This is a genomic window from Curtobacterium flaccumfaciens UCD-AKU (genome assembly GCF_000349565.1).
Classification (GTDB): Bacteria; Actinomycetota; Actinomycetes; order Actinomycetales; family Microbacteriaceae; genus Curtobacterium; species Curtobacterium poinsettiae.
The window spans coordinates 200,226-225,198 of record NZ_KB714607.1 but is presented as its reverse complement, the minus strand read 5'-3'; the positions used below and the strand labels follow the sequence as shown (position 1 = coordinate 225,198).

Annotated in this window: 24 protein-coding genes, 2 tRNA genes and 1 riboswitch; of the genes, 13 read left to right on the top strand and 13 right to left on the bottom strand. The window is 71.6% G+C overall.

Features of this window, described 5'->3' with window-relative positions; genetic code table 11:
* Window positions 1–90 precede the first annotated feature (90 nt).
* The 4 genes from H489_RS23200 (at window position 91) to H489_RS0118370 (ending at window position 4,457) form a co-directional block, all read left to right on the top strand.
* Window positions 91–411, top strand: coding sequence for a hypothetical protein (locus tag H489_RS23200; RefSeq protein ID WP_017886063.1), 321 nt, complete (start codon window positions 91–93; stop codon window positions 409–411).
* Window positions 412–493: 82 nt separating this feature from the next.
* Window positions 494–605: riboswitch (TPP riboswitch) on the top strand.
* The gene (locus H489_RS38595; RefSeq protein WP_017886062.1) at window positions 600–1,238 is read left to right on the top strand and encodes an ECF transporter S component; all 639 of its coding nucleotides are present in this window, start codon (window positions 600–602) and stop codon (window positions 1,236–1,238) included. Its footprint overlaps the riboswitch before it by 6 nt.
* A gap of 17 nt (window positions 1,239–1,255) precedes the next feature.
* On the top strand, window positions 1,256–3,781 hold the full coding sequence (locus H489_RS23190; RefSeq protein ID WP_040419036.1) for an ATP-binding cassette domain-containing protein: 2,526 nt from the start codon (window positions 1,256–1,258) through the stop codon (window positions 3,779–3,781).
* On the top strand, window positions 3,774–4,457 hold the full coding sequence (locus tag H489_RS0118370; RefSeq protein ID WP_017886060.1) for a hypothetical protein: 684 nt from the start codon (window positions 3,774–3,776) through the stop codon (window positions 4,455–4,457). The genes H489_RS23190 and H489_RS0118370 overlap by 8 nt, the downstream gene beginning before the upstream one ends.
* Before the next feature lie 69 nt (window positions 4,458–4,526).
* On the opposite strand, the gene H489_RS23185 is transcribed toward H489_RS0118370, so the two are convergent.
* Window positions 4,527–5,921, bottom strand: coding sequence for an MFS transporter (locus H489_RS23185; protein WP_017886059.1), 1,395 nt, complete (start codon window positions 5,919–5,921; stop codon window positions 4,527–4,529).
* 102 nt (window positions 5,922–6,023) lie between these two features.
* Here H489_RS23185 and H489_RS23180 point away from each other — a divergent pair, with 102 nt between their 5' ends.
* Window positions 6,024–7,445, top strand: a complete 1,422-nt coding sequence (locus tag H489_RS23180; RefSeq protein WP_017886058.1) for an LLM class flavin-dependent oxidoreductase — start codon at window positions 6,024–6,026, stop codon at window positions 7,443–7,445.
* Window positions 7,442–8,707, top strand: a complete 1,266-nt coding sequence (locus H489_RS23175; RefSeq protein WP_017886057.1) for an acyl-CoA dehydrogenase family protein — start codon at window positions 7,442–7,444, stop codon at window positions 8,705–8,707. Before H489_RS23180 ends, H489_RS23175 begins: the two co-directional genes overlap by 4 nt.
* A gap of 52 nt (window positions 8,708–8,759) precedes the next feature.
* Here the strand turns inward: H489_RS23175 and H489_RS23170 are convergent, their stop codons facing one another.
* The 6 genes from H489_RS23170 to H489_RS23145 form a co-directional block, all read right to left on the bottom strand.
* Window positions 8,760–9,104 carry a metallopeptidase family protein gene (locus H489_RS23170; protein ID WP_017886056.1) on the bottom strand — a complete coding sequence of 115 codons (345 nt, stop codon included), beginning with the start codon at window positions 9,102–9,104 and terminating at the stop codon, window positions 8,760–8,762.
* The gene (locus H489_RS38020; protein ID WP_167578283.1) at window positions 9,104–11,260 is read right to left on the bottom strand and encodes an acyltransferase family protein; all 2,157 of its coding nucleotides are present in this window, start codon (window positions 11,258–11,260) and stop codon (window positions 9,104–9,106) included. The genes H489_RS23170 and H489_RS38020 overlap by 1 nt, the downstream gene beginning before the upstream one ends.
* 108 nt (window positions 11,261–11,368) lie before the next feature.
* Window positions 11,369–11,444, bottom strand: a tRNA-His gene (locus H489_RS23160).
* A gap of 75 nt (window positions 11,445–11,519) precedes the next feature.
* On the bottom strand, window positions 11,520–12,158 hold the full coding sequence (gene orn, locus H489_RS23155) for an oligoribonuclease (RefSeq protein ID WP_017886054.1): 639 nt from the start codon (window positions 12,156–12,158) through the stop codon (window positions 11,520–11,522).
* Window positions 12,159–12,904: 746 nt separating this feature from the next.
* On the bottom strand, window positions 12,905–14,146 hold the full coding sequence (locus H489_RS23150) for an MFS transporter (protein WP_017886053.1): 1,242 nt from the start codon (window positions 14,144–14,146) through the stop codon (window positions 12,905–12,907).
* Window positions 14,143–14,592: a MarR family winged helix-turn-helix transcriptional regulator gene (locus tag H489_RS23145; protein ID WP_017886052.1), complete on the bottom strand. Its 450-nt coding sequence runs from the start codon at window positions 14,590–14,592 to the stop codon at window positions 14,143–14,145. Before H489_RS23145 ends, H489_RS23150 begins: the two co-directional genes overlap by 4 nt.
* A 166-nt stretch (window positions 14,593–14,758) precedes the next feature.
* On the opposite strand from H489_RS23145, the gene H489_RS23140 reads away from it, so the two are divergent.
* Together H489_RS23140 and H489_RS23135 are read left to right on the top strand one after the other, a co-directional pair.
* The gene (locus H489_RS23140; RefSeq protein WP_017886051.1) at window positions 14,759–15,049 is read left to right on the top strand and encodes a hypothetical protein; all 291 of its coding nucleotides are present in this window, start codon (window positions 14,759–14,761) and stop codon (window positions 15,047–15,049) included.
* Window positions 15,050–15,078: 29 nt separating this feature from the next.
* Window positions 15,079–15,339, top strand: a complete 261-nt coding sequence (locus tag H489_RS23135; RefSeq protein ID WP_017886050.1) for a thioredoxin family protein — start codon at window positions 15,079–15,081, stop codon at window positions 15,337–15,339.
* On the opposite strand, the gene H489_RS0118360 is transcribed toward H489_RS23135, so the two are convergent.
* The 3 genes from H489_RS0118360 to H489_RS23125 form a co-directional block, all read right to left on the bottom strand.
* Complete coding sequence (locus tag H489_RS0118360; protein ID WP_159557663.1) at window positions 15,283–16,845, bottom strand: DUF6716 putative glycosyltransferase; 1,563 nt, start codon at window positions 16,843–16,845, stop codon at window positions 15,283–15,285. The genes H489_RS23135 and H489_RS0118360 overlap by 57 nt on opposite strands.
* Before the next feature lie 138 nt (window positions 16,846–16,983).
* Window positions 16,984–17,856, bottom strand: coding sequence for an N-acetylneuraminate synthase family protein (locus tag H489_RS23130; protein WP_017886049.1), 873 nt, complete (start codon window positions 17,854–17,856; stop codon window positions 16,984–16,986).
* Window positions 17,853–18,620, bottom strand: coding sequence for a cytidylyltransferase domain-containing protein (locus tag H489_RS23125; protein ID WP_017886048.1), 768 nt, complete (start codon window positions 18,618–18,620; stop codon window positions 17,853–17,855). The genes H489_RS23130 and H489_RS23125 overlap by 4 nt, the downstream gene beginning before the upstream one ends.
* 110 nt (window positions 18,621–18,730) lie before the next feature.
* Between H489_RS23125 and H489_RS23120 the strand changes: the two genes are divergently transcribed.
* Window positions 18,731–18,803: transfer RNA gene (locus H489_RS23120), tRNA-Arg, on the top strand.
* A gap of 73 nt (window positions 18,804–18,876) precedes the next feature.
* Here the strand turns inward: H489_RS23120 and H489_RS36605 are convergent.
* Complete coding sequence (locus H489_RS36605) at window positions 18,877–20,181, bottom strand: hypothetical protein (RefSeq protein ID WP_051067357.1); 1,305 nt, start codon at window positions 20,179–20,181, stop codon at window positions 18,877–18,879.
* Between the two features lie 89 nt (window positions 20,182–20,270).
* A complete protein-coding gene (locus H489_RS23115) occupies window positions 20,271–20,537 on the bottom strand; it encodes a hypothetical protein (protein ID WP_017886047.1) in 267 nt (88 codons plus the stop codon).
* A 150-nt stretch (window positions 20,538–20,687) separates the two neighbouring features.
* Between H489_RS23115 and msrA the strand changes: the two genes are divergently transcribed.
* The 3 genes from msrA (at window position 20,688) to H489_RS36600 (ending at window position 22,259) form a co-directional block, all read left to right on the top strand.
* Window positions 20,688–21,215, top strand: a complete 528-nt coding sequence (gene msrA / locus H489_RS23110; protein ID WP_031259244.1) for a peptide-methionine (S)-S-oxide reductase MsrA — start codon at window positions 20,688–20,690, stop codon at window positions 21,213–21,215.
* Window positions 21,216–21,252: 37 nt separating this feature from the next.
* Window positions 21,253–21,456 carry a hypothetical protein gene (locus H489_RS23105; RefSeq protein WP_017886045.1) on the top strand — a complete coding sequence of 68 codons (204 nt, stop codon included), beginning with the start codon at window positions 21,253–21,255 and terminating at the stop codon, window positions 21,454–21,456.
* 119 nt (window positions 21,457–21,575) lie between these two features.
* Window positions 21,576–22,259, top strand: coding sequence for a single-stranded DNA-binding protein (locus H489_RS36600; RefSeq protein ID WP_017886044.1), 684 nt, complete (start codon window positions 21,576–21,578; stop codon window positions 22,257–22,259).
* Window positions 22,260–22,332: 73 nt separating this feature from the next.
* On the opposite strand, the gene H489_RS23095 is transcribed toward H489_RS36600, so the two are convergent.
* Complete coding sequence (locus H489_RS23095) at window positions 22,333–23,067, bottom strand: hypothetical protein (protein ID WP_017886043.1); 735 nt, start codon at window positions 23,065–23,067, stop codon at window positions 22,333–22,335.
* A gap of 189 nt (window positions 23,068–23,256) precedes the next feature.
* Between H489_RS23095 and ettA the strand changes: the two genes are divergently transcribed.
* Window positions 23,257–24,942 (top strand): energy-dependent translational throttle protein EttA, encoded by a 1,686-nt coding sequence (ettA, locus tag H489_RS23090; RefSeq protein ID WP_017886042.1) that lies wholly within the window; start codon window positions 23,257–23,259, stop codon window positions 24,940–24,942.
* Window positions 24,943–24,973: the final 31 nt, after the last annotated feature.

The following is a 24,973-nucleotide window of genomic DNA, read 5'->3' as shown; positions in this document are numbered from 1 at the left end:
GCACTCGTCCGCGTCCGCAGACAAGCCCCAGCTGTGGATGCGTGAGGCGCCCCGCGGCCTGTTGAGGAACGGACGAGTAGCGTCGCGCGCATGGCCAACATCGTCTCGAAGATCGCAGACCAGGTCCGCCCGCTCGGGGTCTCCACGAACTACGGAGAACCCGTCGAGGTCGGCGACCAGACCGTCATCACCGTGTCCGTCAGCTGGTTCGGCTTCGGTGGCGGCGGGGACGACGAGAACGGTGGCGGCGGTGGCGGCGGCCTGTCGGCCCCCGTCGGCGCCTACGTCCGTCGCCCGGGCAAGGACCTGGTGTTCGAGCCGAACCCGATCTCACTGATCGTCGTGGGCATCCCCTTCGTGTGGGTGGCCGGGCGTGTCCTGCGCAAGCTGGTGCGCGCGCTCAAGAAGTGACCACCTGACGCAACTGGAGGCCCGTGGCGACGCCGCCACGGGCCTCCAGTCCTTCACGCGGTCGCGACCGCGTCTAGACTGCTGGCACACACACGGGAGTCCGGGACCGCCGGGCTGAGAGGGAGCGATCGGCGCTCCGACCGTCGAACCTGATCCGGATCATGCCGGCGCAGGGAGGAGTCAGCAGCATGCCTTCAGGCACGTCAACAACCGTCACCACCGCTCCGCGGCGATCGCTGCGCTGGCGGGTCGTCGACATCGTCGTCGCGAGTGTGCTCGCGGTGGCACTCGGAGTCGTCTTCCGGGTCTGGGAGTTCGGCTACGAACCCATCAGCGCCGTCATGGACCTCGTGCTCCCCGGCACGAAGGCCCTGTTCGGCGGGGTCTGGCTGCTCGCCGGCCCGATCGTCGCGATCGTCGTCCGGAAGCCCGGCGCCGCGCTCTACGGCGAGATGGTGGCCGCGTCGGTCGAGGCGTTGTTCGGCACGCAGTGGGGATGGCTCACCCTCGAGGCCGGGCTGGTCCAGGGCCTCGGCGCCGAGATCGTCCTCGCGCTGTTCCTGTACCGCGTCTACCGCCTGCCGGTCGTCGTCCTCGCCGGTGCCGCTGCCGGGCTCGCGCTCGGCGTCAACGACACCGTCCTCTGGTACCCGGGACTCGACGTCGCCTTCAAGGTCGTCTACGTGATCTGTGCCGTCATCTCCGGTGCCGTGATCGCGGGAGCGGGCTCCTGGCTGATCGTGCGGGCACTCGCCCGCACGGGGGTGCTGTCGTCCTTCGCCGCCGGCCGCGAGCACAGCCGTCGCGAACCCCGCGCCCTGGTGTGACCGTGCCCGCTCCGTCGGTGACGCCCACCTCTGCCGGTGGCGATGCCGGTGTCGGCGTCCGCGGGGCGCGCATCGTGTTCCGTGGCTGGGGCTGGCGGTACGCGGAACGGGACGCCTGGGCCGTCCGCGGAGTCGACCTGGTCGTCGAGCCGGGGGAGCGCGTGGCCGTCGTCGGACCGTCCGGGGCCGGCAAGTCGACGCTCCTGCGAGCCGTCGCCGGCGTGCTGCCCGACGAACCCGACGCCACCGACGCCACCGCGGCGTCGGTGCAGGGGACACTCCTGGTCGACGAGTCCGACCCCCGCGCGGTCCGCGGGCGTGTCGGCCTCGTCATGCAGGACCCCGAGGCGCACACCGTGATGTCCCGCGTCGGCGACGACGTGGCCTTCGGCTGCGAGAACGCCGGCGTCCCCCGCGACGAGACCTGGGACCGGGTGCGGTCCGCGCTCGACGTCGTCGGCCTCGACCTGCCGCTCGACCGCTCCACCGCGCAGTTGTCCGGCGGGCAGCGGCAGCGGTTGGCGCTCGCCGGCGTGCTCGCGATGCGGCCCGGTGCGCTCGTGCTCGACGAGCCCTGCGCCAACCTCGACCCCGAGGGTGTGGCGCAGGTGCACGACGCCGTCCGGGCACTGCTCGACGACACCGGGGCGACGCTGCTCGTGGTGGAGCACCGGATCGGCACCTGGCTCGACCTGGTCGACCGGCTCGTGCTGCTCGAACCGGCGGGCGGCGTCGTCGCGGACGGTCCGCCGGCGCAGGTGCTGGCGACCCACGGCGAGGCGCTCACCGCGGCCGGGGTCTGGGTGCCCGGTGCCGAGCCGGAGCGCGGTTCTGCGCGAGGGCAGCGTGCGGCGGGACGAGCGGGCGAAATACCCGGGTCGCCCGGCGGGGTGACTGCGGCATTCCGCCCGCTCGGCGAAGGGGCGCTCGGCGCGGGCGAGGGGGAGCACGGCGCGGGGACCACGGTGCTGCTCGAGACGCGGGGGCTCGGCACGGCACGGGGGAAGCGGCCGGTCGGGAACGGCATCGACCTCGGGCTCCGAGCCGGGCAGGTCCTCGCGGTCACCGGACCGAACGGCGTCGGCAAATCGACGCTCGGTCTGACCCTCGCGGGCTTGCTCCCGCCGGCAGCCGGTGAGCTCCACGCCACGGACCTCCTGGCCGACGGCATCGGCACGACGCCCCACACCTGGACGAGCCGCGAACTCGCGGCCCGGATCGGCACGGTGTTCCAGGACCCGGAGCACCAGTTCGTCGCCCGTTCCGTGCGCGAAGAGGTCGAAGCCGGCCCCCGCGTGCTCGGTGCGCCCGACGCAGCGGAACGGGCTTCCGCGCTGCTCGACGAGTTCGGGCTCGCACACCTGGCCGACGCCAACCCGTTCACCCTGTCCGGCGGCGAGCAGCGACGACTCGCGATCGCCTCGGCCATCGCGGCCCGTCCGCCGGTCGTCGTGCTCGACGAACCGACCTCCGGGCAGGACCGTGCCACGTGGCAGGCCGTCGTGGGGCGCCTCGGAGCACTCGCCGATGCCGGCACCGCGGTGGTGGCGGTCACCCACGACCGCGACCTCGTCCGGGCACTCGACGCCGACGAGGTCGTCCTCGGGCCGGACGGCGCGCGATCCGTCGGGCGCGACCAGGGGCCGTCGGACGCGGCCATCCCGGAGACGGGACCGACAGCCGGGAACCGCCCCGGGCCTCCAGACCGGACCGCCGGGACGCACCGGACCGCCGACACGGACCGGACCGCCGCGACCGACGCGTCGGACCCCACGCGACGACCGCTGGCCGCGCGCGCGACCGGCATCTCCGGCGTCCAGCCCGTCGCCTCCCTGATCGGCGTGCTCGCACTCGGTGTCTGCCTGGTGCTGAGCCTCGACGTCGTCTCGGCTGCCGTCGCCCTGGCGCTCGAACTCGCGCTCCTGCCGCTCCTGCGCCTGCCGGTCCGGACACTGCTCTTCCGACTCGCACCGGTGCTGGTCGCGGTGCCGCTGACGGCGGTGAGCATCGCGCTGTACGGCAGACCCTCGGGTCGGGAGTGGTTCGACCTCGGGTTCGCGCACGTCACCGACGGATCGCTGACGCTCGCGCTGGCGACCGCGCTCCGGGTCCTCGCGGTGGGGGTGCCAGCCATCGCGCTCTTCGTGCGGGTCGACCCGACCGACCTGGCGGACGGGCTCGCGCAGGTGCTGCGGCTGCCCGCGCGTTTCGTGCTCGGGGCCCTCGCCGCCGTCCGGATGATGACGCTGCTCGTCGACGACTGGCGACAGCTCGCGATGGCCCGGCGTGCCCGGGGACTGGCGGACTCCGGGAGGCTGCGCCGCGGAGCGACCATGGCGTTCGCGCTGCTCGTGCTCGCGCTGCGCCGGGCGACGACGTTGGCGGTGGCGATGGAGTCACGCGGGTTCGGCGCTCCCGGACGGCGGACCTGGGCGCGGGTCGCGCGGTTCGCCGGGCCGGAGTGGGCGACGGTGGCGGTGCTGGTCGGCATCGGCGCGGTGTCGATCGCCGTCGCGGTGAGCACGGGGACCTGGCGTGCCTGACGCGGAACGTGCCACGGGCACGACGGGCAGAGCCGGCACGACGGGCGGGGCCGGCACGACGGGCGGGGCCGGCACGACGGGCGGGGCCGGCACGACCGGCACGACCGGCACGACGGGCGGGGCCGGCACGACCGGCGCGACCGGCGCGACCGCGGGGGACCTCGCCCCGGGCCTCGCTGCTGCTGCCGCCGGTGTCGCCGCCGCCACGGGCCACCGTGCCGTCGTGCTCATCGACGGCCGGTCCGGCACGGGCAAGACGACCCTCGGCGCGCAGGTCGCGGAACAGCTCGGAGCGCAGCTCGTGCACCTGGACGACCTCTACCCGGGCTGGGACGGCCTGCGAGCGGCTTCGGACGCCCTGGTGACCGACGTGCTCGGAGCGCCGAGCGGCTACCGACGGTGGGACTGGGACGCCGACGGACCCGCGGAGTGGACGTCGGTGGACCCCGACCTGCCGATCGTGGTGGAGGGCTGCGGGGCGTTGTCGCGGGCGTCGGCACCGCTGGCGTCGCTGCGTGTGTGGCTCGAGGCCGACGACGCCGTGCGCTGGGACCGGGCGATCGGACGCGACGGCGAGGTCTTCGCACGCGAGTGGGACCGCTGGGCCGCGCAGGAGCAGGCCTTCATCGCCGCCGAGGACCCGGCCGCCCTGGCCGACGTGGTCCTGCGGACGTAGCGCCCTGCGGCGGCCGCGAGTCACGCGTCCTCGGACAGTTCTCGGGCTACGGAAGGCGAGAACTGTCCGTCAAGCCGAGACTCGGCCCGCGCCCGCGCCCCCGCCCGCGCCCGCGTCCGCGCCCGCGCCGCCCGCCCGCCGCGCCGCCGCCCGCGGATCCACCGCGAACACCGCCGCGACGATCGTCAGCACCGCGTACACCCCGAGGTACCCGCACAGGATCCACGGCGAGCCACCGCCCAACTGCACGAACACCGCGGCCAGCAGCGGCGTCAGCCCCACCGAGAAGATCGACCCGATCTGGTAGCCGAGCGACATCCCCGAGTACCGCCGCCCGGTCGGGAACTGCTCCGCGAACCACGCCGCCTGCGGGCCGTAGATGCTGTCGTGGAACACGCACATCCCGATCAGCGCCACGAGCGGCAGCAGCACGAGGGGCCCGGCGTCGAGGAACGCGAAGAACGGCCAGATGAGCACCGCGATGCCCACAGCCGACCAGATCGTGAGCACCCGCCGCCCGACCCGGTCGGACAGCCACCCCCAGAACGGCGTCGACACGAGCGACACCGCCGAGATCACGAGCACGGCCTGCAGCCCCGCGTCCGAGCCCGACGGCCCCCGCACGTTGCCGAGGTAGGTCAGTGCGTACGTCGTCAGGATCGAGTACAGCGCCGGTTGCACGAGTCGCAGGCCCGCCGTCACCAGGATCGACCGCGGGTGCTGCCGGATCGCCTGCCACACCGGGAACCGTTCGACCCCACCCGAGGCACGCAGCTCCTGGAACACCGGGGCGTCCTGCACGCCGAGCCGGATGACGAGCCCGACCGCGACGATCACGGCGGAGAACAGGAACGGCAGCCGCCAGCCCCAGGCCAGGAACGCCTCGGTGCCGAGCAGCGACCGCACGAGCGTGAAGACCCCGGTCGCCAGGAGCATCCCACCGGCCGACCCCATCTGCGTGAACGCCCCGAACAGCCCGCGGTGCCGTTCGGGCGCGTGCTCGACGGACAGCAGCGCCGAGCCGCCCCACTCGGCTCCGGCAGCGACACCCTGCAGCAGCCGCAGGAACACGAGCGCCACGACGGCGCCGACCCCGATGGTCGCGGCGGACGGGATCACCCCGATCAGCGTGGACGCGATGCCCATCAGCACCAGCGATGCGACGAGCAGCTTCTTCCGCCCGATCCGGTCGCCCAGGTGCCCGGCGACCACCCCGCCGAGCGGCCGCGCCACGAACCCGACGCCGTAGGTCGCGAACGATGCGATCACCCCGACCGCGGGCGTGACGGACGGGAAGAACGTCGGTGCGAACACCAGCGCCGAGGCCGTCGCGTAGAGGTAGAAGTCGTAGTACTCGACGGTCGTCCCGATGAACGACGCGAGCGCGACCCGACGACGGGTCGCGCTGGTCGACGGTGCGGCGGGACGGCCGGGAGGCGCGGTGACGGTGGTCTGGCTCGGCATGCCTCAGGAGCATGGTCGCGTCCACTGCGCCGGGGAACACCACGCGTAACGTGAGGTCACGTCGCTGTCGGCGGGCGGTGCCCGCCGACCACGATGGGTCGCATGAGCGATGCACCGAACCGCCCGCTGCGCTTCGCGGCCTTCGTCATGAACACGACGTCGCACATCCAGCACGGCCTGTGGCGGCACCCCGACGCTCGGCAGGCCGACTTCGACGACGTGACGCTGTGGACCGACCTGGCGAGGACCCTCGAGCGCGGCAAGTTCGACGCGGTGTTCTTCGCCGACGTCGTCGGCACCTACGGCCCCGGTCGCGGCGACTACTCGACCAACCTGCGCGAGGGGCTGCAGATCCCCTCGAACGACCCCTCGGTGCTGCTCTCCGCGCTCGCCGTGTCGACCGAGCACCTCGGGTTGGCGTTCACCTCGAGCGTCATCCAGGCGCATCCGTTCGACTTCGCCCGCAAGGTCTCCACGCTCGACCACATCACCCGGGGTCGCATCGGCTGGAACGTCGTCACGAGCGCCCTCGACAGCGCCGCCCGGAACTTCGGCGCCGACCGGCTCGAGGAGCACGACGAGCGCTACGTCTGGGCCGAGGAGTACCTCGAGGTCTGCGCGAAGCTCTGGGAGGGATCCTGGGACGACGGCGCCGTCCTGAAGGACCCCGTCCGCGGCTACGCCGACCCCGACAGGGTGCACCGCATCGACCACCACGGCGCCCGCTACGACGTGCAGGGTCCGCACCTGTCGGCACCGTCACCGCAGCGGACGCCGGTGCTGTTCCAGGCGGGGTCCTCGCCCGCCGGCCGAGCCTTCGCGGCCCGGAACGCCGAGGCCCAGTTCATCCTGACCTCGAACCGTGACGCCACCGAACAGCTCATCCGGGAGACCCGCGACCTGGCCGCGGCCGCCGGCCGGCGGCGCGACGACATCGCGTTCTTCCTCGGTCTGACCTTCGTCACCGGCTCGACCGAGGCCGAGGCGAAGGCCAAGGAAGCGGAGATCGACGAGTACCTGGCCGCCGACGGGTTCCTGGTGCACTCGAACCTCGGCTTCGACGCGGACACCGGCGAGCCCCTCGACCCCGACACCCCGCTGTCCGAGGTCCGCACCCACGCCGGGCAGTCGCACCTGCAGTGGCTCCGCGAGGCCGCCGGGGGCCGCGAGCCGACCATCGCCGACCTGGCCCGCCTGTCCGCCAAGCTCCGCGCCCGGGTCGTCGGTACGCCGGAGCAGATCGCCGACGAGCTCGCCGACTGGCAGCGGGTGGGCGTCGACGGCGTGAACGTCATCAACTGGACGCTGCCCGGCTCCTACGAGGAGTTCGTCGACCACATCGCACCGACCCTGCAGGAGCGCGGGTTGATGCAGTCCGAGTACCGCGAGGGCACCCTGCGCGAGAAGCTCTTCGGCCACGCGCAGCTACCGGACTCGCACCCGGCCCGGCAGTGGCGCGGGGCGTTCTCCGGTGGCGCGAGCGGCGTCGCGGACGCAGCCCGTGCGGTGGAGGTGCCCGCATGACGGACGCGACGACGACCGACGGGCGCACGCCGGGCCTCCCGGCCGACCGTCTGTCGACCCTGCGCGACCGCTTCGCTCCCGTGTTCGCGATGATCCGCGACGGCGCGGTCGAGCGTGAGCTGGCGTCCGGGAAGCCGGGCGACCGGCCGCTGCCGCACGCCGAGGTCCGGGCGCTCGCCGACGCGGGGTTCGGGCGGTTGCGCGTGCCGGAGGACCGCGGTGGCTTCGGCGTGACGCTGGTGGAACTCGCGCACCTGGTGGCGGACCTGGCGGCGGCGGACTCGAACATCGCGCACCTGTGGCGGGGACACTTCGGGTACACCGAACTGGTGCTGTTGCGGCCGCACTCCGCGTCGCGCGACGAGTGGCTCCAGCGCATCGTCGGCGGCGCGATCATCGGGAACGCGACCTCGGAGCGGACCGGGACGACGCTGGCCGACATCTCGACCACGGTGACGCCGGCTGGTGATCTCCTCCGCCTCGAAGGGCGGAAGTTCTACTCGACCGGCACGCTCTACGCGGACTGGATATACCTGGCGGCGGACCGCGACGGGGAGCGCGTGACGTTCGCCGTCGACGCCTCCGCGCCGGGCGTGAAGAGCATCGACGACTGGGACGGGTTCGGGCAGCGGCTGACAGCGTCCGGCACGACCGTGTTCGACGGGGTGTCGGTCGACCCGTCGGTGGTGTCGGCGTACCGGGACGCTCCGCTGTCGCACATCCAGGCCTTCTACCAGCTGTACCTGCTGGCGGTCCTCGCCGGGATCGGGCAGGCGGTGTCCGACGACGCCGTGGCCTTCGTGCGACCACGGACCCGCACGTACATCCACGCCAACGCGGCCGTGCCGGGCCAGGACCCGCAGGTGCTCGCGGTGCTCGGGCGACTGTCGGCCGGCGCGTTCACCGCCCGGTCGCTCGTCGCCGCCGCCGCCGGGCTGCTCGACGGGGTCGTCGCGACGAACGAACCCGGGGCCGGTGTCGACCGCGTGCTGCTCGACGCGGCCGAGAACGCCGTGTACCAGGCGCAGGTCGAGATCGGGCCGCGGGTGCTGCGGTCGGCGTCCGAGCTGTTCGAGGTCGGCGGGGCGTCAGCGACCGACCGGACGCGTGCGCTCGACCGGCACTGGCGGAACGCGCGGGTGGTGGCGTCGCACAACCCAGCTGTCTACAAGGAGCGGCTCGTGGGGGAGTACGCGCTGCACGGGCGGGGGCCGGTGGGGGCGTGGGAGAAGTACCACGAGGTGGGGCCGACGCGGTTCTGAGGCGCGGGTGCGGGTGCGGTGCGGGTGCGGTGCGCGGGCGCGTCGCTGGCCGCTACGCCCAGCCGAGCTCGTGCAGCCGCTCGTCGTCGATGCCGTAGAAGTGCCCGATCTCGTGCACGAGGGTGGTGTGCACCTCGTCCTTGAGCTCCTCGACGGTGTCGCACTCGGCCAGGTGCTGCTTCCGGAACACCACGATGCGGTCGGGCAGCTCGCCGAAGCCGTACTGCCCGCGCTCGGTGGCTGCGATGCCGTCGTAGACACCGAAGAGCTCTTCGCCGTTCTCCGGTTCGTCCTCGACGACGAACACCACGTTGTCGAGCCCGTCGACCATCTCGTCGGGGAGCAGGTCGAGTTCGTCGGTCACGAGTTGCTCGAAGGCCTCGGCGGACATCTCCATCACGGGGTCGATGGTCGCACACCCGGCAGGATGTCCTCCTTCCGGAGCAGGTCGAGCAGCGCCGGCGCCGATGCCTGTGAAGCCTCCGGTGTGACGTGGACCGGATCGAAGCGGGTGAGGACGTTCCCGATGAGCAGCGGGCAGGTACCGAACGAGCACCAGAGGGGGGTCGTGTCGAGCACCGTGGTCTCGTCGACGTCGTCGAGCAGGGTGGTCAGGGAACGCATCTGGGCGCGGGCTGTCGCATCGCCTTCTCGGCAGTCCTGTGGCCCCCGGGTGCCGGCGACACAGCCGGTCGGCGCGTACCCCGGCGGGGTGGCGGGTACGACGACGACGCGGCCGACGTGCGGTCGGGCAGCCTCGATGATCCCCTTGACGCCGGATTCGTAGGACTCTCGCGTGATCCCTTCGAGGCTCGGGTCTTCCTTGTCCCAGAACCGGTTCGTCACGACCAGGACGTCCGGGGTCGTCCGTTCGAGCTCGGCGAGCACCTCCGCGTTGTGGGCGGCGCAGGTGTCGACGTCCGAGGTGAGCGCCGTCGTGGAGAAGGGGCAGCCGATCTGTGCGCCGTTCCGGACCTGCACATCGGCGTCGGGGGCTTCTGCGAGCGCTCTCCACCCCGGCGCCGAGAACGCACCGGTGGAGTCGCCAGTGAGCATCACGGACGTCCCCGGAGCGGCGCCCCACGTGCACGAGTCCGCGCGCCAATCGGCACCGATCACGGAGCACCCGAGGGTGGGCGCCCAACTCGAGGTCTTCGTCAGGGAGTCTGCGTAGCCAGGGGCGCTGATCGCCTCGGCACTCGGCGTCAGGTCGTCCGGCCACGATCGCGCGCCCAGCCCTGCTGCGATGGCGTCGGCGCGGGCTTGCAGCGCCGGGAACGAGTCGTCGGCGGCGAGGTCGGTGTCGTCCCCGGCGGCGGGCGCGGCAGCGGGAACCGGTGGGAGCGGCCGGAGCCGCTCGGCGGTTCCCGAGACGGTGACGAGGGTGAGCACGGTCAGCGCGGCCAGCGCGCCGACCTGCAGCCGCAGACGGTGTTCCTGCAGCGTGGCGCGGAGGCCGCGGTGCCGGAAGGCGGTCTCCACCGTTGCGTAGCTCGCGATCGACGTCAGCAGTGCGAGGACGACCGCGATGCCGACGGGGAGCGATGTGAAGAGGGGCAGCAGGACGATGAACGGCCAGTGCCAGAGGTAGAGCGAGTAGCTCACCGTCCCGAGTCCGACGAGGGGACGCCAGCGCAGCGGTGCCGCTGCCCAGGCCGTGCGGGTGGGTGCGGGACCAGAGCTGGAGCGGGAGCTGGCGCCGGCTCCGGTTCCGGCTTCGGCTCCGGCGACCAGGATGAGCGCGGTACCGAGCGTCGGGACGAGTGCGAGCGGTGCCGGCATGCCGAGGCTCTCCCGCCCGAGCAGGACGGACGCGGCGATCGCGCCGAGTCCGATGACGACCATGCACTCCGCGACCCACGGGCGGACCGACCGGGCACGGTGCACAGCGATCGCGGCGAGGACACCCACGCCGAGCTCCCATGCACGCGTCGCCGTCGAGAAGTACGCGGAGGCAGGGTCGACCGCAGCAGCGACGAAGGCCCACGCGAGAGAGCACACCGTGAGGCCGCCGATCACGACGGTTGCACGTGCCGAGCGCCCGACGGTTCGATCGTCTCGGCGTGCGCGACGCCCGAGCAGGAGCAGCAGGAGGACCGGGAGCACCAGGTAGAACTGTTCCTCGACCGCGAGGGACCAGAAGTGCTGGAACGGTGAGGCGGCTGCCGTCGCCGCGAAGTAGTCGGTGCCCGCTGCTGCCAACCGCCAGTTCTGCACGGCGAGCACGGAGGCGACGGCATCGGCGGCGACCGAAGCGAACCTGCTCGTCGGCAGGAGGACCCAGGCCGCAGCCGTGGTCACGAGGATCACGAGGAGGGATGCCGGCGCGAGCCTGCGCACGCGGCGGGCGGCGAAGGCCCGGAGGCGGATCCGTCCGGTCCGCCCGTGTTCACGCAGCAGCCCTGCGGTGATGACGAACCCGGAGATCACGAAGAAGACGTCGACGCCGAGGAACCCACCGCTCGGCCAACGGAACGCATGGTCGAGGACGACCACGGCGACGGCGATCCCACGGAGGCCCTGGATGTCTGGTCGAAAGGATCGGGTCTGCACTGATCTACAATATACAGAAGTACATATTTTACACAAGACCCGAACATGTTCGCGGAACGACGAAGGCCCCGGTCCAACGGACCGGGGCCTTCGTCTGTTCTTCAGTACTGGGGTGAATAACGGGTCTCGAACCCGCGACCTCCTAGACCACAACCAGGCGCTCTACCAACTGAGCTATATCCACCATGTTCGAACCGGCGGACCGGCGCGACCACTCAATAGTAGTACATGCGGGACGGGGTGCGGACCACCCGTGTCGCTACTCGGCCGTGGGCTGCGCCAGCCGCGACTCCCACTTCGCCACGACGTCGGCCTGCACGGCGCGCACGTCGTCGGTGCTCGGGCCGGGCTCGGCGACGAAGCCGGCGCGGCGGTAGTACTCGAGCTCGCGGATCGACTCGAGGATGTCCGCGAGGGCACGGTGCCCACCGTGCTTCTCCGGCGCGTTGAAGTACACGCGCGGGAACCAGCGGCGGCAGAGTTCCTTGATGCTGGACACGTCGACGCTGCGGTAGTGCAGGTGTCCGTCGACGCGCGGCATGTACTTCGACAGGAACGCCCGGTCGGTGCCGATCGTGTTGCCGGCCAGGGGCGCGGAGCCCTCGGCGGGGACGTGCTCGAGGATGTACTCGAGCACCTGGTACTCGGCGTCCGCCAGGCTCACGCCGTTCGGGATCTCCTCGATGAGGCCCGAGGTGACGTGCATGTTCGTCACGAACTCGTTCATGTTGTCGAGCGCCGACTGGTCCGGCTTGATGACGATGTCGAACCCGGGGTGCACGGGCTCGAGGTCGAAGTCGGTGATGACCACGGCCACCTCGACGAGTTCGTCGACCTCGAGGTCGAGGCCGGTCATCTCGCAGTCGATCCAGACGAGGCGGTCATTCGCGGTTGCCATGTCCTCGATCCTATTCCCGCCCTGCGTGCCTCCCGTACGGGCCGCGGGCGGGGGGGCGTGCGTGCCCGTGCCCGTGCCCGCATCGGCCCGTTCCGTGGGTCGGATCCGCGAACGGGCGAAATGCCCGGGTCGCCCTCCGGACGCACCCGGGTATTTCGCCCGCTCGTCCGGGACACGAAGCGCAGGCGGTGCACGCGACCGGCTGGAGGACCGTCACGACCCCGGCAGGCCGCCCCGCGCCTCCAGTCAGCTCGTTCCACCCGTCTGCCGCGGCGTTCCCGCTCGGACTTGCGCCCCCACCGCGAGCGGGCGAAATGCCGGGCCCACTGGGCGGACGCACCCGGATGTTCCGCCCGCTCGGCCGCGACGCGAGCCGACAGCACTGCCGGCGACCGCCTGGAGGCCCGTGGCGACCCCGGCGGGCTGCGTCGCGCCTCCAGGCGGTTCGTTCCACCCCGCCTGCCGCGGCGTTCCCGCCGGCCGCTCGAGTCCTCCGCGAGTGGGCGAAATGCCCGGGTCGCCCTGCGGGCGAACCCGGGCATTTCGCCCGCTCAGGTGGAGAGGGGAGTGAGTGCACGGGTGTACGGGGGAGCGGGCACGCAGATGCACGAACGGGCGAAATGCCGGAGTGCCCACGGGGGACACCCGGGCATTTCGCCCGCTCGCGGAGAAGCGGGAGAAGCGGGGCAGGCGGGAGAATCGGGGCGAGCGGGGAGCGTCCGCGTGGCGGTGGACCCGCCCCGCCCCTAGACCATCTCGCCGGCGGTGATCGCCTCGGCCTCGACGCGCTCGGGCTCGGCACCGTCGTCGACGCGGCGCAGGACCTTGGTGGTGCAGAGGATCACGACGAAGGCGACCGCGACGGACGCACCCGCGAAGACGTACGCCGCCGAGGGGGAGTACGCGTCGGCGAGCAGGGTCGCGACGGGCGGGGCGATGGCACCGCCGATGAAGCGGACGGCGGAGTAGGCGCTCGAGGCGACCGAGCGGGGGAGGTCGGTGGCCTCCATGACGCACTCGGTCAACACGGTGTTCAGGACACCGAGCACGAGGCCGCCGATGACGACGCAGATGATCAGGCCCACCTGCGACCGGACGACGAGCGCGGCGGCGAACAGGTCGAGTGCGAGCAAGGGCAGCGCGATCTTCAGCACGGTCGTCCTGCGGAGCCGGGCGGTGAGCATCGGGGCGACCCACACCGACGTGATGGCGAGGCCGACACCCCAGCCGAAGAACGTGAACCCGATGCCGAGCGCGCCGAAGCCGAGCGGGAACGGCGTGTACGCCAGCAGGACGAAGAAGCCGATGTTGTAGAACAGCGCGGTCGCGGCGAGTGCGGCGAGCGCGGGACGACCGAGAGCGCGGAACGGTGCGGAGAGCTTGGTGGGTGTGGGCTTCTCGAGACTGCCGGTCTTGAGCAGGGCGACGATGGCGATGAACGCGACGGCCATCAAGGTGGTCACGCCGAAGAACGGGCCGCGCCAGCTCACCGAGCCGAGCAGGCCTCCGACGAGAGGGCCGACGGCGATGCCGAGGCCGAGCGCTGCCTCGTACAGGATGATCGCCGAGGCGGTGCCGCCCGACGCTGCCCCGACGATGGTCGCGAGCGCGGTGGAGATGAAGAGCGCGTTGCCGAGACCCCACCCGGCGCGGAAGTCGATGATGCTCCACACGCTGTTCGACGTCGCGGCGAGGACCGAGAAGACCACGATCAGGGCGAGTCCGATGAGCAGGGTGCGCTTCGCGCCGATGCGGCTCGAGACCCAGCTCGTGAAGAACATCGCGACACCGGTGACGGCGAGGTAGCTCGTGAAGAGCAGCTCGGTCTGCGCCGGGGTCGCCTTCAGGGACGCGGCGATCGCGGGGAGGATCGGGTCGACGAGGCCGATGCCCATGAACGCGACGACGCAGGCGAAGGCGATCGCCCAGACCGCGGACGACTGCTTGAGGATGGAGCCGGACCGGCCGGCGGGTGCGTGGGCGTTCACGCGGGGATCTCCGTTCCGTTGGGGGTTGTCCGGGTGCGCTGGGCGATCAGGTCCGCCGCGTGGTGCAGGACGTCCCAGTCGTCGTCGGTCAGGTCGGCGAACAACGGGCCGACCGTGCTGGTGAGGGTGGAACGCCAGGCCGCGAGCCGGTCGCGCCCGGCGTCGGTGAGTTCGACGAGCTGCCCGCGGGAGTCGCCGGGGTCGACGCTGCGGCTGACCAGACCGTCGGCGAGCATGCCAGCGACGAGCCGGGTCATCGTGGGCTGCGCCACGCGCGACGCGGTGGCCAGCTCGCCGAGCCGCAGGGGCTCGTCGGTCTCGAGGATGCCGAGTGTGCGCCAGACGGCGGTGGAGGACGTGTTGCCCGTCGACTGGACGGCGCGGCGGATCAGGCGGTTGACGGAGACGAGGAGGGTCTCGATCGTCTGCTCGCGCGGTGTTTCCATAGCGGAACTATATAGCGATGCTATGCATTCCGCAACGGCGGCGACCGGGGCGCAACCGGCGAAGACCGCCGTGCAACGTGCGAGGGCCGCCGCGCAACGGGCGAGGACCGCCGCGCAAGGACGGGCTGAACAGAATGCCCCAGCCGCCGCCTGGTAGAAGGGATGCATGAGCGACATCACCATCCACGAAGGCGACGAGTACACCGCGATCTTCCACGGCGGCCCCTTCGACGGCACGACCGACACCCGCACCGCCACGAGCGACGCGCTGGACGACGAGGTCACGGTGTTCGCCGACGTCGAGGGCCTGCAGACGGCCTTCACCTACCGCGCCACCAAGTCCCGCCAGGTGCTCGACCAGATCTCGGTCGAGTTCACCTACGAGCCGAGCGAGTCCGACCCCGTGGACGACCTGCAGGACCGCGGCGACCGCAGCGGTGAGTTCGACCGGGAGTAGAACCCCCACCCGCCGCGTTGCAGGACCACATGCAGCTCGATCTCTGGACGTCCGCCTTCTGTGCGCCGTGCGCCGCCGCCCGCCGGGTGTCGGCCGAGGCCTCGGCGCTCGTCCCCGGGCTCACCGTGACCGAACACGACGTGGCGGCGCACCCCGACGACGCGGAAGACCTCGGTGTCCGGTCCACGCCCACGATCATCGTGCGGCAGGACGACGGCACCGAGGTCTTCCGTTCACCCGGCGTCCCGACCCGGGACCAGCTCCTGCTCGCGGTGGCCAAGGCGCTCTGACCGAGCCGCTGCCGCGGCCGTCCCAGCGGCGGCCCCCGACGCGGGCGCAGCGACGCGCCCTCCTGCGCGCTGCGACGTCGGCGCCGAAACCACGACGGGCTCCGGCGGATCGATCAGTGCCCGCATGCGCCGCGCCAGGCGCTTCGCACTCCGGATCGGCGCCCCGATGCCCAGCGCGACCAGCCCGAGCGGGCTTCGATCGGCCCCACCGAGGGCGTTCTTCCGCTCCCACGCACGTCGCAGCGCCCCACCACGGCTCCGCCGAGCCGGTGCCCGGTCCACCAGCCTCCCGGCGTCCCGTCGGGCCATGAGGTCCACCAGTCGGCGCTGCCAGTCGTCCTCGGCGGCCGGGTGGAAGTAGTTGTCCCGCATCCACTCCGGCCGGACGGCCCCGAACCGGCCGTCGACCAGGTCGACGGCGTCCCCCTCGAGGCCACTCCCCACGAACACCTCGTTGATCAGGTGCCGCCCGATCCCGAAGTCGGTGAGCGTGAGCGCGGGGACACCCCGGGCCGCAGCCTCGAGGACGGCCGTCGAACTGATCGTCACGAGTGCCACCGCGCGGTCGAGGTGGTCGGCCATCGGGCCGCTCTCCACCACCAGGTTGGCCGGGGCGTCCGCCGGCACCAGGTCCGGGTACGGGTGCTCCTCGCGGTGCGTCTGGTGCTCGCCGGCCGCGGCGCGGGTCTTGATGACGACGCGCCACTCCGGGTGCGCGCGGGCCGTGTCGACGAGCCAGCGCACGACGAGGGCTCGGTCGGCCCGCTCGAGCGGCACACTCGGCTGCGCCGCGAAGACGACGGAGTCGCGGACGGGCGCGCCCGTCGCGCCCGTCGCGCCGGTACCGCCGGTCGCGCCGGCACCCCGGGCGAACGGCAGTGTGGCGAGTGCGAAGTGCGGCTCGACCCCGCCCTCGCGCGCCAGTTCCTCGTACGCGCGCACCTCGCGGTGGCTGTGCAGCACGAACAGGTCGGCCCGGGCGCGGAAGAAGATGCCCTTCCACTTCGCGGGGAACGAGATCCCCGGCAGCCCCGACACCAGCACCGGCCGGTCCGGGATCCGCCGGTGCACCTCGTCGATCACGAGTTCGGCCACGGGCCCGATCAAGGACACCAGGACGGCGTCCGGCGGGTCCTGTCGGAGCTCCTCGACGGCGGCGTCGACGTCCTTCGGTACGGGCGGTTCGCGGTGCAGGTGGGCGAGTCGTCGGTCCAACCCGCGGAACGCCGAACGCAGCTGCTTCGGACTGGCCGACCGCGGGGTCGCCACGGTGCGCAGCTCCAGGTCCCAGTCGGCGGGCGCGGTCGCCAGCAGGTGGGCGCCCCACTTCGCGAACGAGTCGGTGTCGACCAGGCCGACCACGCGTCGGACGCGTGGTGACGCGTCGGACGGGAGGCGCGCCTCCCGTCCGCCGGTCGACCCACCGCCGTCAGCCGGCACGTCCAGGGCGCGGGTCCCGTCGACCGGGCCGGTCACGTGCGCGGTGCTCACGTGCGCTCCGCTCACGCGCCGACGCGACGCAGCTTCGCGAGCGGTGCCTGCTCGCCGGCGCCCGGATGGGGACTGCATGCGCTCACGCGCCGACGCGACGCAGCTTCGCGAGCGGTGCCTGCTCGCCGGTGCCCGGATGGCGACTGCATGCGCTCACGCGCCGACACGACGCAGCTTCGCGAGCGGTGCCTGCTCGCCGGGGAAGATGCGCTTGACGCCGTCGCCGAGGGCGGTCTCGATGATGCGGATGTCACGGGCGAGCGTCTTCAGGCCGTGCGGCTCGAGGGACGCGGCGTGGTCGGAGCCCCACATCGTGCGGTCCAGCGTGATGTGCCGTTCGACGGCCGTGGCGCCGAGGGCGACCGCGGCGATCGAGATCTGCAGGCCGGGCTCGTGGCCGGAGTAGCCGACGGGGACGCCCGCGTACCGGTGGGCGAGCGTGTCGATCATGCGGAGGTTCGCCTCCTCGGCGGGCAGCGGGTAGGTCGACGTCGCGTGCATGAGGACGAGGCGGTCGGTGCCGAGGGTCTCGACGGCGGCGTCGATCTGCTCGAGCGTGGACATGCCGGTCGACAGGATGACGGGCTTGCCGGTCGCGGCGACCGCGGCGAGCATCCCGAGGTCCGTCACCGACGCCGAGGCGATCTTGTAGGCGACGACGTTGAGGTCCTCGAGGAAGTCCACCGACGGCTCGTCCCACGGCGACGCGAACCAGTCGAGACCGCGGAGGGTCGCGTGGTCACCGATCTCGATGTACTGGTCGCGGTCGAACTCGACGCGGTAGCGGTACTCCAGGTAGGTCATGTCGCCCCACGGGGTGCTGCGCGGGGTGTTCTTCATGTGCTCCGGCGTGGAGATCGCGGGGGTGCGCTTCTGGAACTTGACGGCCTGCAGGCCGGCGTCGGCAGCGACGTCGATGAGCTGCTTCGCGATGTCGACGTCGCCGTTGTGGTTCAGGCCGATCTCGCCGATGAGGTAGGCGGGGTGGCCCGCGCCGATCGTGGACGTACCGATGGTGACGGTCATGGTGCTCCGTTCGGTGCGGGGGTGGCCCGCGTCGGGGATGGGTCTCGGGTCGTGGTGGCTGTGGGCACTTCGGCGAGTGGTTCGGCGAGGGCTTCGGCGAGGGCTTCTGCGAGGGCCAGGTCGGCTTCGTCGTCGATGTCGATCGCGCGGGCACCGTCGACGACTGCCAGCTCGACGCGGCCGTGGAACCGGTGCCGGTGCTCGAGGAACCCCGACGTCCGCATCACGTAGAACGCGCCGGTCTCGCGGAACTCCGGCTCACGGTCCTGGCGGCGCGGTCTGGTCGCAGCGTCGTGGTTGACCGCGACCGCGGTGCCGTCCGGCGCGGTCCGCCACAGGAACGCGTGCGACGCTGCGGCCGCGAACACCGCGTCGGCGTGCCCGTCGACCACGCGCGCGACGGCGGCGTCGAGGTCGGCCGGGTCGATGAACGGCGAGGTCGCCTGCAGGAAGACGAGGACCTCGGGCAGTGGCGTGCTGATCGCGTCGAGGACGTGCAGCAGCGCGGACTCGGACGATGCCTCGTCACCGGCGAGCTCGGCCGGACGGCGGACCACGGCGGCACCGGAGGCGACCGCCTCAGCGGCGATCGCGTCGCCGTCGGTCGTGACGACCACCTCGTCGATGCTCGCGGCCAGCCGAGCCGACTCGACCGCACGACGGACCAGCGAACGACCCGCGACGGTGCGGAGGTTCTTGCCGGGGATCCCCTTCGACCCGGCACGCGCGGGCACGACGGCGAGGACGGAACCGGTGGTGCGCATGCTCCGGACGCTACGAAGCGCGGGTGTCCCGGAGGGGAACGGAGAGCAGACGGCGGCCGACCGTTGGGCAACCGCCGGATCTGGTCACGGCGCTACAATCGACGCTGCTTGCCTCCGTAGCTCAGTGGATAGAGCAGGTGGTTTCTACCCACCGTGCCGCGGGTTCGATTCCTGCCGGGGGCACCGAAGACGAACAGGGCCGCCATCCTGTGCGGATGGCGGCCCTGTTCTCGTCGCTGTGGCGTCGTGGCGGCTGTTACTCGTCGTCGTCCGCGGCGCGGCGCCGGAGTTCGGCGGCGCTGATCGGCTGCGTGTACGGCGCTTCCGATGTCTCGTTCGCGTCGGCCGGTTCGGCGGGGGCCTGGCCCAGACGCGTCGGGACGGACGTGGTGTTCGTCGTTCCGGGGGTCTCGACCCGGGGAGCCGACGCCGGCGGGACGTCGTTCGCCGGTGTGCGGTTGACGTGCGCCTCGGCTGCCGTGGGCGTCGCGACGGCGCGGTCGGTAGAGGACGGGCGGTCGTTCCGCGGTGCGCGGTCGGTGTCGCCGAACGCACGGGTGGCGCTCGCGCCGCCGAAGGCACGGGTGGCGCTGGCGTCGTCCACGGCCTCGGTTTCGTCCGTGCTGCGACCCGGGGTGGAGCGTGCGGGTGAGGTCGGGGTGCCGAGCGCCGGGCGCACCGGCGGCGCAGCCTCGTCGTCGCCGTAGACGCGGGTGGTGTTCTCGCCGAAGGAGCGTGTGGCGTTCGGGTCGGTGCTCCCGCGGTTCTGGTTCGTGCCGGCACCGCGGTTCACCGAGAACGACGGGGTCGTCCCACCGGTGGATCCGGCGGCTGCGGTTCCGGGCGCAGCCGCACCGGCAGCGGGCGAACCAGCAGCGGGTGCGGTGGCTGCCGGGACCGAAGGCGCTGATGCGGGGCGCTGCGCCGGACGCAGCGAGGTCGTCGTCGGGGTGGCGCGCTCGACCGGAGCAGCCGGGGCCGGGGCCTGCGCCTGGGTGCGCGGGGCCTCGCCCTGGTCGGCGTTCCAGTCCTGCTGGCGCTTGATCAGGTCGGCGTCGGGGTCCGGAGACTCGAACTTCCAGCGCTCGAGGTCGGCCTTGAAGAGCTTGCGCGCACGGCTCGGACGTGCCTGCCAGTCGAGCAGGCGGTCACGGAACTCGGCGAGGGACTGGTCCGCCTGGAAGCTGAACGTCGACGAGTTCTTCTTGATGTCGGCGATCTCGTGCTGGGCCCAGTTGGCGGCCAGCGGCGCACCCTGCACGGCGAGCAGGCGCAGCCGGATGTCGGCGTCCTCGGCCAGGTGGTCGGCGTAGGCGCGCTCGTCGTGCCCGAGCGATCCCCACGCGGCAGCCTTGCGCGCAGCCGTCAGGATCGCGGCCACGGCCGCGTTCTTCGATTCCCGCTCCTGCAGCGCCACGACCCGCTTGGTCGCGCTGCGCCCGATGAGCGCCGCGATGACACCAGCCACGACGATCGCGACGAAGGGGATCACAGCGCCCGAGAGCACCCGCCACCCCGTGTCGGACGAAGTCCAGTCGGTCAGGTCGTTCCACCAGTCCATGTGCGCACCATACCCACGGGACGATCAGGCGTCGGGGAGGTCGGACGGCGTTCCGCGCATCCCAGCGCAGATGATTCCAATGTGGAACATCATGACCAGCGCAGGGTGTCCACGGCGTCGTCGGCGGACCAGACGCTCGGCAGCTCGACGAACCGGCGCTCGGTCGCGACGTACCGGCGCGCACGGTAGGCGGTGTCGCCGGCGACGTCGATGCGGTCGACGTAGCCGACGATCTCACCGTTGGCCCGGGTCACGCGGCTCAGGTCGTCGCGGACGTCGAGGATGCGGTAGTCGCCCCGGGCGCGGGCCAGCGGGACGGTGCGGATCCGCAGTGCGGGTTCGGTGATGGTCTGCATCGCTGGCCTCCTGGTCGGTGTGGTGCCGACGCTACGGGGGACCACCGACACGCCGAGGGGTGCCGTCCGATCTGGGGAACAGGGTCTCCGCGCACACTGTTGTGGAGGAACGAGTGGGCCGCACGCGTGGCCCGGAGAGAGGGTTTCGTCATGACCACGTTCGTGCTCGCAGGTGGATGTTTCTGGTGTCTCGACGCCGTGTACCGCACGCTCCAGGGTGTGCAGGACGTGGTGTCGGGCTACATCGGCGGACAGGTCGACGACCCGTCCTACGAACTGGTGTGCACCGGGACGACGGGGCACGCCGAGGCGGTCGCGGTGACGTTCGACGAGTCGGTGATCCCAGCCGAGGTGGTCCTCGACGTCTTCTTCACGCTGCACGACCCCCGTCAGCTGAACCGGCAGGGCGCCGACGTCGGCACGCAGTACCGCTCGGCGATGTTCCCGGCCGACGACGCGCAGCGCGAGCTGTTCGAGCGCGCGATCGAGCGGGCGTCGGACATCTGGGACGGCGGGGTCGTCACCACCATCGAGCCGCTCTCGACGTTCTTCACGGCAGAGGAGTACCACCAGGACTTCTTCGCGAAGAACCCCGGGCAGGGTTACTGCCTCGCGGTCGCGCTGCCCAAGGTGAACAAGGTCCGGAAGGCCTACAGTCAGTACATCCTGGCGTCCTGACCCCGGGGCGGCAGGGCCACGAGGAGGTGGTTCGAACATGACGGACAACACGGGAACCTGGGTCGCCATCGGTCCGGCCGGAGCAGTGGGAAGCATCCACCGCGCGGCGGACGGCTTCGAGGTCGAGCTCTACGGACGCCGACGGGCGGGCGGGCCCTACCCGTCCCTCGAGTCCGCGAAGGGCGCGGTCCACGCCGCGCTCGGACCGTTGGCCGCCCGGCCCGAGTTCCGAGCGCACTGAGCGGGTCCGGACAGGAGGCCCGGGGGACTCGTCCTCCACAGGTCGCCTGATCGGGTCCACACGCCACAGATCCAGCCCGGGGCTGCTGAGGCAGCCCCGGGCTCCGTGACGATCGACCCATGAACGACATCATCACCGTCTGCGGAATCGTCGCCACCGAGCCCCGGCACCTCGTCACCGAGACCGGCATCGCCATCACGAGTCTCCGGCTCGCGTCACCCTCGCGTCGTTGGGACCGGGCCACCTCGGCCTGGGTCAACGGTGCGACCAACTGGTACACCGTCACCGCGTTCCGGTCGCTCGCGTCGAACGTGTTCAAGTCCCTGAAGAAGGGCGATCGGATCGTCGTCGCCGGCCGGGTTCGCATCCGCACGTGGGAACGCGACGGTCGTGGCGGGACCTCGGTCGAGATCGACGCCGACGGCATCGGCCACGACCTGGCGTGGGGGATCAGCAACTGGCTGCGGGTTCCGCGGCAGGTCGGCGACGCCGCATCGGGTCACGGTGGACTGCGTGGGGTGGACCCCCGCACCGGCGAGGTCCGTGACCCCGCTGTGGGTCACGGCGCCGCGGACGGACCCGACCGCGGGGAGCACACCGCAGAGCCCCACGAACACGCACCGTCGACCGACCCGGGGTCGGACGACGACGCCGATGCGCTGCACGGCGCACCGACCCTCGGGGACGGCACGGAGCCAGCGGGGCCGTCCGAACACGTCCTCGAGCAGGACGCCGCGCCCTGGGACCCTGCGCCACCCCTCGACGACCACGCCGACCGCACCGACCACGACGAAGCGGCCTGACCCGGCGGCCGATCGGAGTCGGTGCGCCGGGTCAGGCCGCTTGTTCCGCGTGCGGTTCACCGCCTCGCGTCGGTCACCACTTCTGGGCGATCATCCCGATGCCGGAGACCTGGTCGGTGTCCCAGTTGCCACCGCGGGGCAGCCCGGTCACACGGCCGTCGATCTTGAAGCTCGCACCCTGCACCCGCGGGCTGTTGGTCTGCGTGGCCTTCAGCCCGTGGAACGAGAAGCCCGTGTTCCACTTGCCGTTCAGCCCGGTGTTCGACTTGCGGTCGCCGACCGTGATGCGGGTGTTCTGCACCGTCGAGTGCACGACGTCACCGTTCAGACGGGCGTTGGCCTCGGCGTTGAAGAACAGCCGTCCGTCCAGGTTGAGCTTCAGGTTGGCGACGGTCTTGTGGTTCACGATCATCGTCGCGACGTCGTTCTTGTACCAGCGCATGCCGATCGGGGTGAGCTTGTTCGTCGCCGGGCCGAGGTAGCCGTACGTGAACTTGCCGTTCTGCACGCGCTCCCAGATGTACCGCGGCTTGCCCTTGCTCACGGTGGAGCCCTTGTCCGACTGGATCCCGAAGGCGTAGGCGTTGTTGTGGGCGTCGTGCACGTTGATGTACGACGAGTAGCCGGTCCCCGAGCCGTTCGCGCTGATGCTCGCGGTGTACAGCAGGTACGGGGCGCCCTTCGGCAGGGCCACGGCGGATGCCGGCGACACCGGAGCGATGAGTCCGACGGTGAGTGCGATCGCTCCGACGAAGGGGAGCGCGAGGCGGCGGAGCCGCGACGGGGTCGTTGTCGTGTGCGTGGTCATGGTCCTCGTCCTGTCCGTGGTCCTGATCCTGGTCCTCGTCGTGGTGGGCGACGGGCCCCAAGTTGCTGGGTGAGGCAAAGCTACGTCGTCCGTGACGCGAACAACAGGCCGGTTCGTACAGGTGCGGGAAGCGGCGATCCGGCGTCGGGCGAGCGCTGCTCCGACGGTGTCACTACACTTGGGGCCGATATGGCTGAGTACATCTACCAGATGGTCCGCGCCCGCAAGGCGGTCGGCGACAAGCTGATCCTCGACGACGTCACGATGTCGTTCCTCCCCGGTGCCAAGATCGGCGTCGTCGGACCGAACGGTGCTGGCAAGTCGACGATCCTGAAGATCATGGCGGGTCTCGACCAGCCGTCCAACGGTGAAGCGAAGCTCACGCCCGGCTTCACGGTCGGCATCCTCATGCAGGAGCCGGAGCTCGACGAGACGAAGACCGTGCTCGAGAACGTGCAGGAAGGCGTGGGCGAGATCCACGGCAAGCTCGCGCGCTTCAACGAGATCTCGGCGCTCATGGCCGAGCCGGACGCCGACTTCGACGCGCTCCTGGCCGAGATGGGCACGCTGCAGGAAGACATCGACGCCGCCGACGCGTGGGACCTCGACTCCCAGCTCGACCAGGCGATGGCCGCGCTGCAGTGCCCCCCGGGGGACGAGCTCGTCACGCACCTGTCCGGTGGTGAGAAGCGCCGCGTCGCGCTCTGCAAGCTCCTGCTCCAGAAGCCCGACCTGCTCCTGCTCGACGAGCCCACCAACCACCTCGACGCCGAGAGCGTGCTCTGGCTCGAGCAGCACCTGCAGCAGTACCACGGTGCCGTCCTCGCCGTGACCCACGACCGGTACTTCCTCGACCACGTCGCCGAGTGGATCGCCGAGGTCGACCGCGGTCGCCTGTACCCGTACGAGGGCAACTACTCGACCTACCTCGAGAAGAAGCGCGCCCGCCTCGAGGTCCAGGGCAAGAAGGACGCCAAGCTCGCGAAGCGCCTGTCCTCGGAACTCGACTGGGTCCGGAGCAACACCAAGGGCCGCCAGGCGAAGTCCAAGGCCCGTCTCGCTCGCTACGAAGAGATGGTCACCGAGGCCGAGCGCACCCGCAAGCTCGACTTCGAGGAGATCGTGATCCCGGTCGGCCCGCGTCTGGGCTCGCAGGTCATCGACGCCGAGCACCTGCGCAAGCAGTTCGGTGAGCGCGTCATCATCGGCGACCTGTCGTTCACGCTGCCCCGCAACGGCATCGTCGGCGTCATCGGCCCGAACGGTGTCGGCAAGACCACGCTCTTCAAGACGATCGTCGGCCTCGAACCGCTCGACGGCGGCACGCTGAAGATCGGCGACACGGTCGACATCTCGTACGTCGACCAGAGCCGTGGTGGCATCGACCCGAACAAGAACCTGTGGGAGGTCGTGTCCGACGGACTCGACTACATCCAGGTCGGCAAGACCGAGATCCCGTCCCGCGCCTACGTGTCGCAGTTCGGCTTCAAGGGGCCGGACCAGCAGAAGCGCGCCGGCATCCTGTCCGGTGGTGAGCGCAACCGTCTGAACCTCGCGCTGACGCTCAAGCAGGGCGGCAACCTGCTGCTCCTCGACGAACCGACCAACGACCTGGACGTCGAGACGCTCGGCAGCCTCGAGAACGCCCTGCTCGAGTACCCCGGTTGCGCCGTGGTCATCACGCACGACCGGTGGTTCCTCGACCGCATCGCCACGCACATCCTGGCGTGGGAAGGCCTGAACGAGGACGGCACGCCGAACTGGTACTGGTTCGAAGGCAACTTCGAGGCGTACGAGGAGAACAAGATCGAGCGCCTCGGCGCCGATGCCGCGAAGCCCGGGCGCGCGACCTACCGCAAGCTCACCCGCGACTGACCCGCGTGGCGAGACTGCACGCTCCCATCCG

Bases quoted from the DNA above. Each gene is read 5' to 3' on its own strand.
- H489_RS23145 (WP_017886052.1), bottom strand. From the start codon at position 14,592: ATGGAAACACCGCGCGAGCAGACGATCGAGACCCTCCTCGTCTCCGTC.
- H489_RS23115 (WP_017886047.1), bottom strand. From the start codon at position 20,537: ATGCAGACCATCACCGAACCCGCACTGCGGATCCGCACCGTCCCGCTG.
- H489_RS23140 (WP_017886051.1), top strand. From the start codon at position 14,759: ATGAGCGACATCACCATCCACGAAGGCGACGAGTACACCGCGATCTTC.
- H489_RS23135 (WP_017886050.1), top strand. From the start codon at position 15,079: ATGCAGCTCGATCTCTGGACGTCCGCCTTCTGTGCGCCGTGCGCCGCC.
- orn (WP_017886054.1), bottom strand. From the start codon at position 12,158: ATGGCAACCGCGAATGACCGCCTCGTCTGGATCGACTGCGAGATGACC.
- H489_RS38595 (WP_017886062.1), top strand. From the start codon at position 600: ATGCCTTCAGGCACGTCAACAACCGTCACCACCGCTCCGCGGCGATCG.
- H489_RS23170 (WP_017886056.1), bottom strand. From the start codon at position 9,104: ATGGAGATGTCCGCCGAGGCCTTCGAGCAACTCGTGACCGACGAACTC.
- H489_RS36600 (WP_017886044.1), top strand. From the start codon at position 21,576: ATGAACGACATCATCACCGTCTGCGGAATCGTCGCCACCGAGCCCCGG.
- H489_RS23180 (WP_017886058.1), top strand. From the start codon at position 6,024: ATGAGCGATGCACCGAACCGCCCGCTGCGCTTCGCGGCCTTCGTCATG.
- H489_RS23185 (WP_017886059.1), bottom strand. From the start codon at position 5,921: ATGCCGAGCCAGACCACCGTCACCGCGCCTCCCGGCCGTCCCGCCGCA.
- H489_RS23200 (WP_017886063.1), top strand. From the start codon at position 91: ATGGCCAACATCGTCTCGAAGATCGCAGACCAGGTCCGCCCGCTCGGG.
- H489_RS23175 (WP_017886057.1), top strand. From the start codon at position 7,442: ATGACGGACGCGACGACGACCGACGGGCGCACGCCGGGCCTCCCGGCC.
- msrA (WP_031259244.1), top strand. From the start codon at position 20,688: ATGACCACGTTCGTGCTCGCAGGTGGATGTTTCTGGTGTCTCGACGCC.
- H489_RS23105 (WP_017886045.1), top strand. From the start codon at position 21,253: ATGACGGACAACACGGGAACCTGGGTCGCCATCGGTCCGGCCGGAGCA.
- H489_RS36605 (WP_051067357.1), bottom strand. From the start codon at position 20,181: ATGGACTGGTGGAACGACCTGACCGACTGGACTTCGTCCGACACGGGG.
- H489_RS23130 (WP_017886049.1), bottom strand. From the start codon at position 17,856: ATGACCGTCACCATCGGTACGTCCACGATCGGCGCGGGCCACCCCGCC.
- ettA (WP_017886042.1), top strand. From the start codon at position 23,257: ATGGCTGAGTACATCTACCAGATGGTCCGCGCCCGCAAGGCGGTCGGC.
- H489_RS23095 (WP_017886043.1), bottom strand. From the start codon at position 23,067: ATGACCACGCACACGACAACGACCCCGTCGCGGCTCCGCCGCCTCGCG.
- H489_RS23125 (WP_017886048.1), bottom strand. From the start codon at position 18,620: ATGCGCACCACCGGTTCCGTCCTCGCCGTCGTGCCCGCGCGTGCCGGG.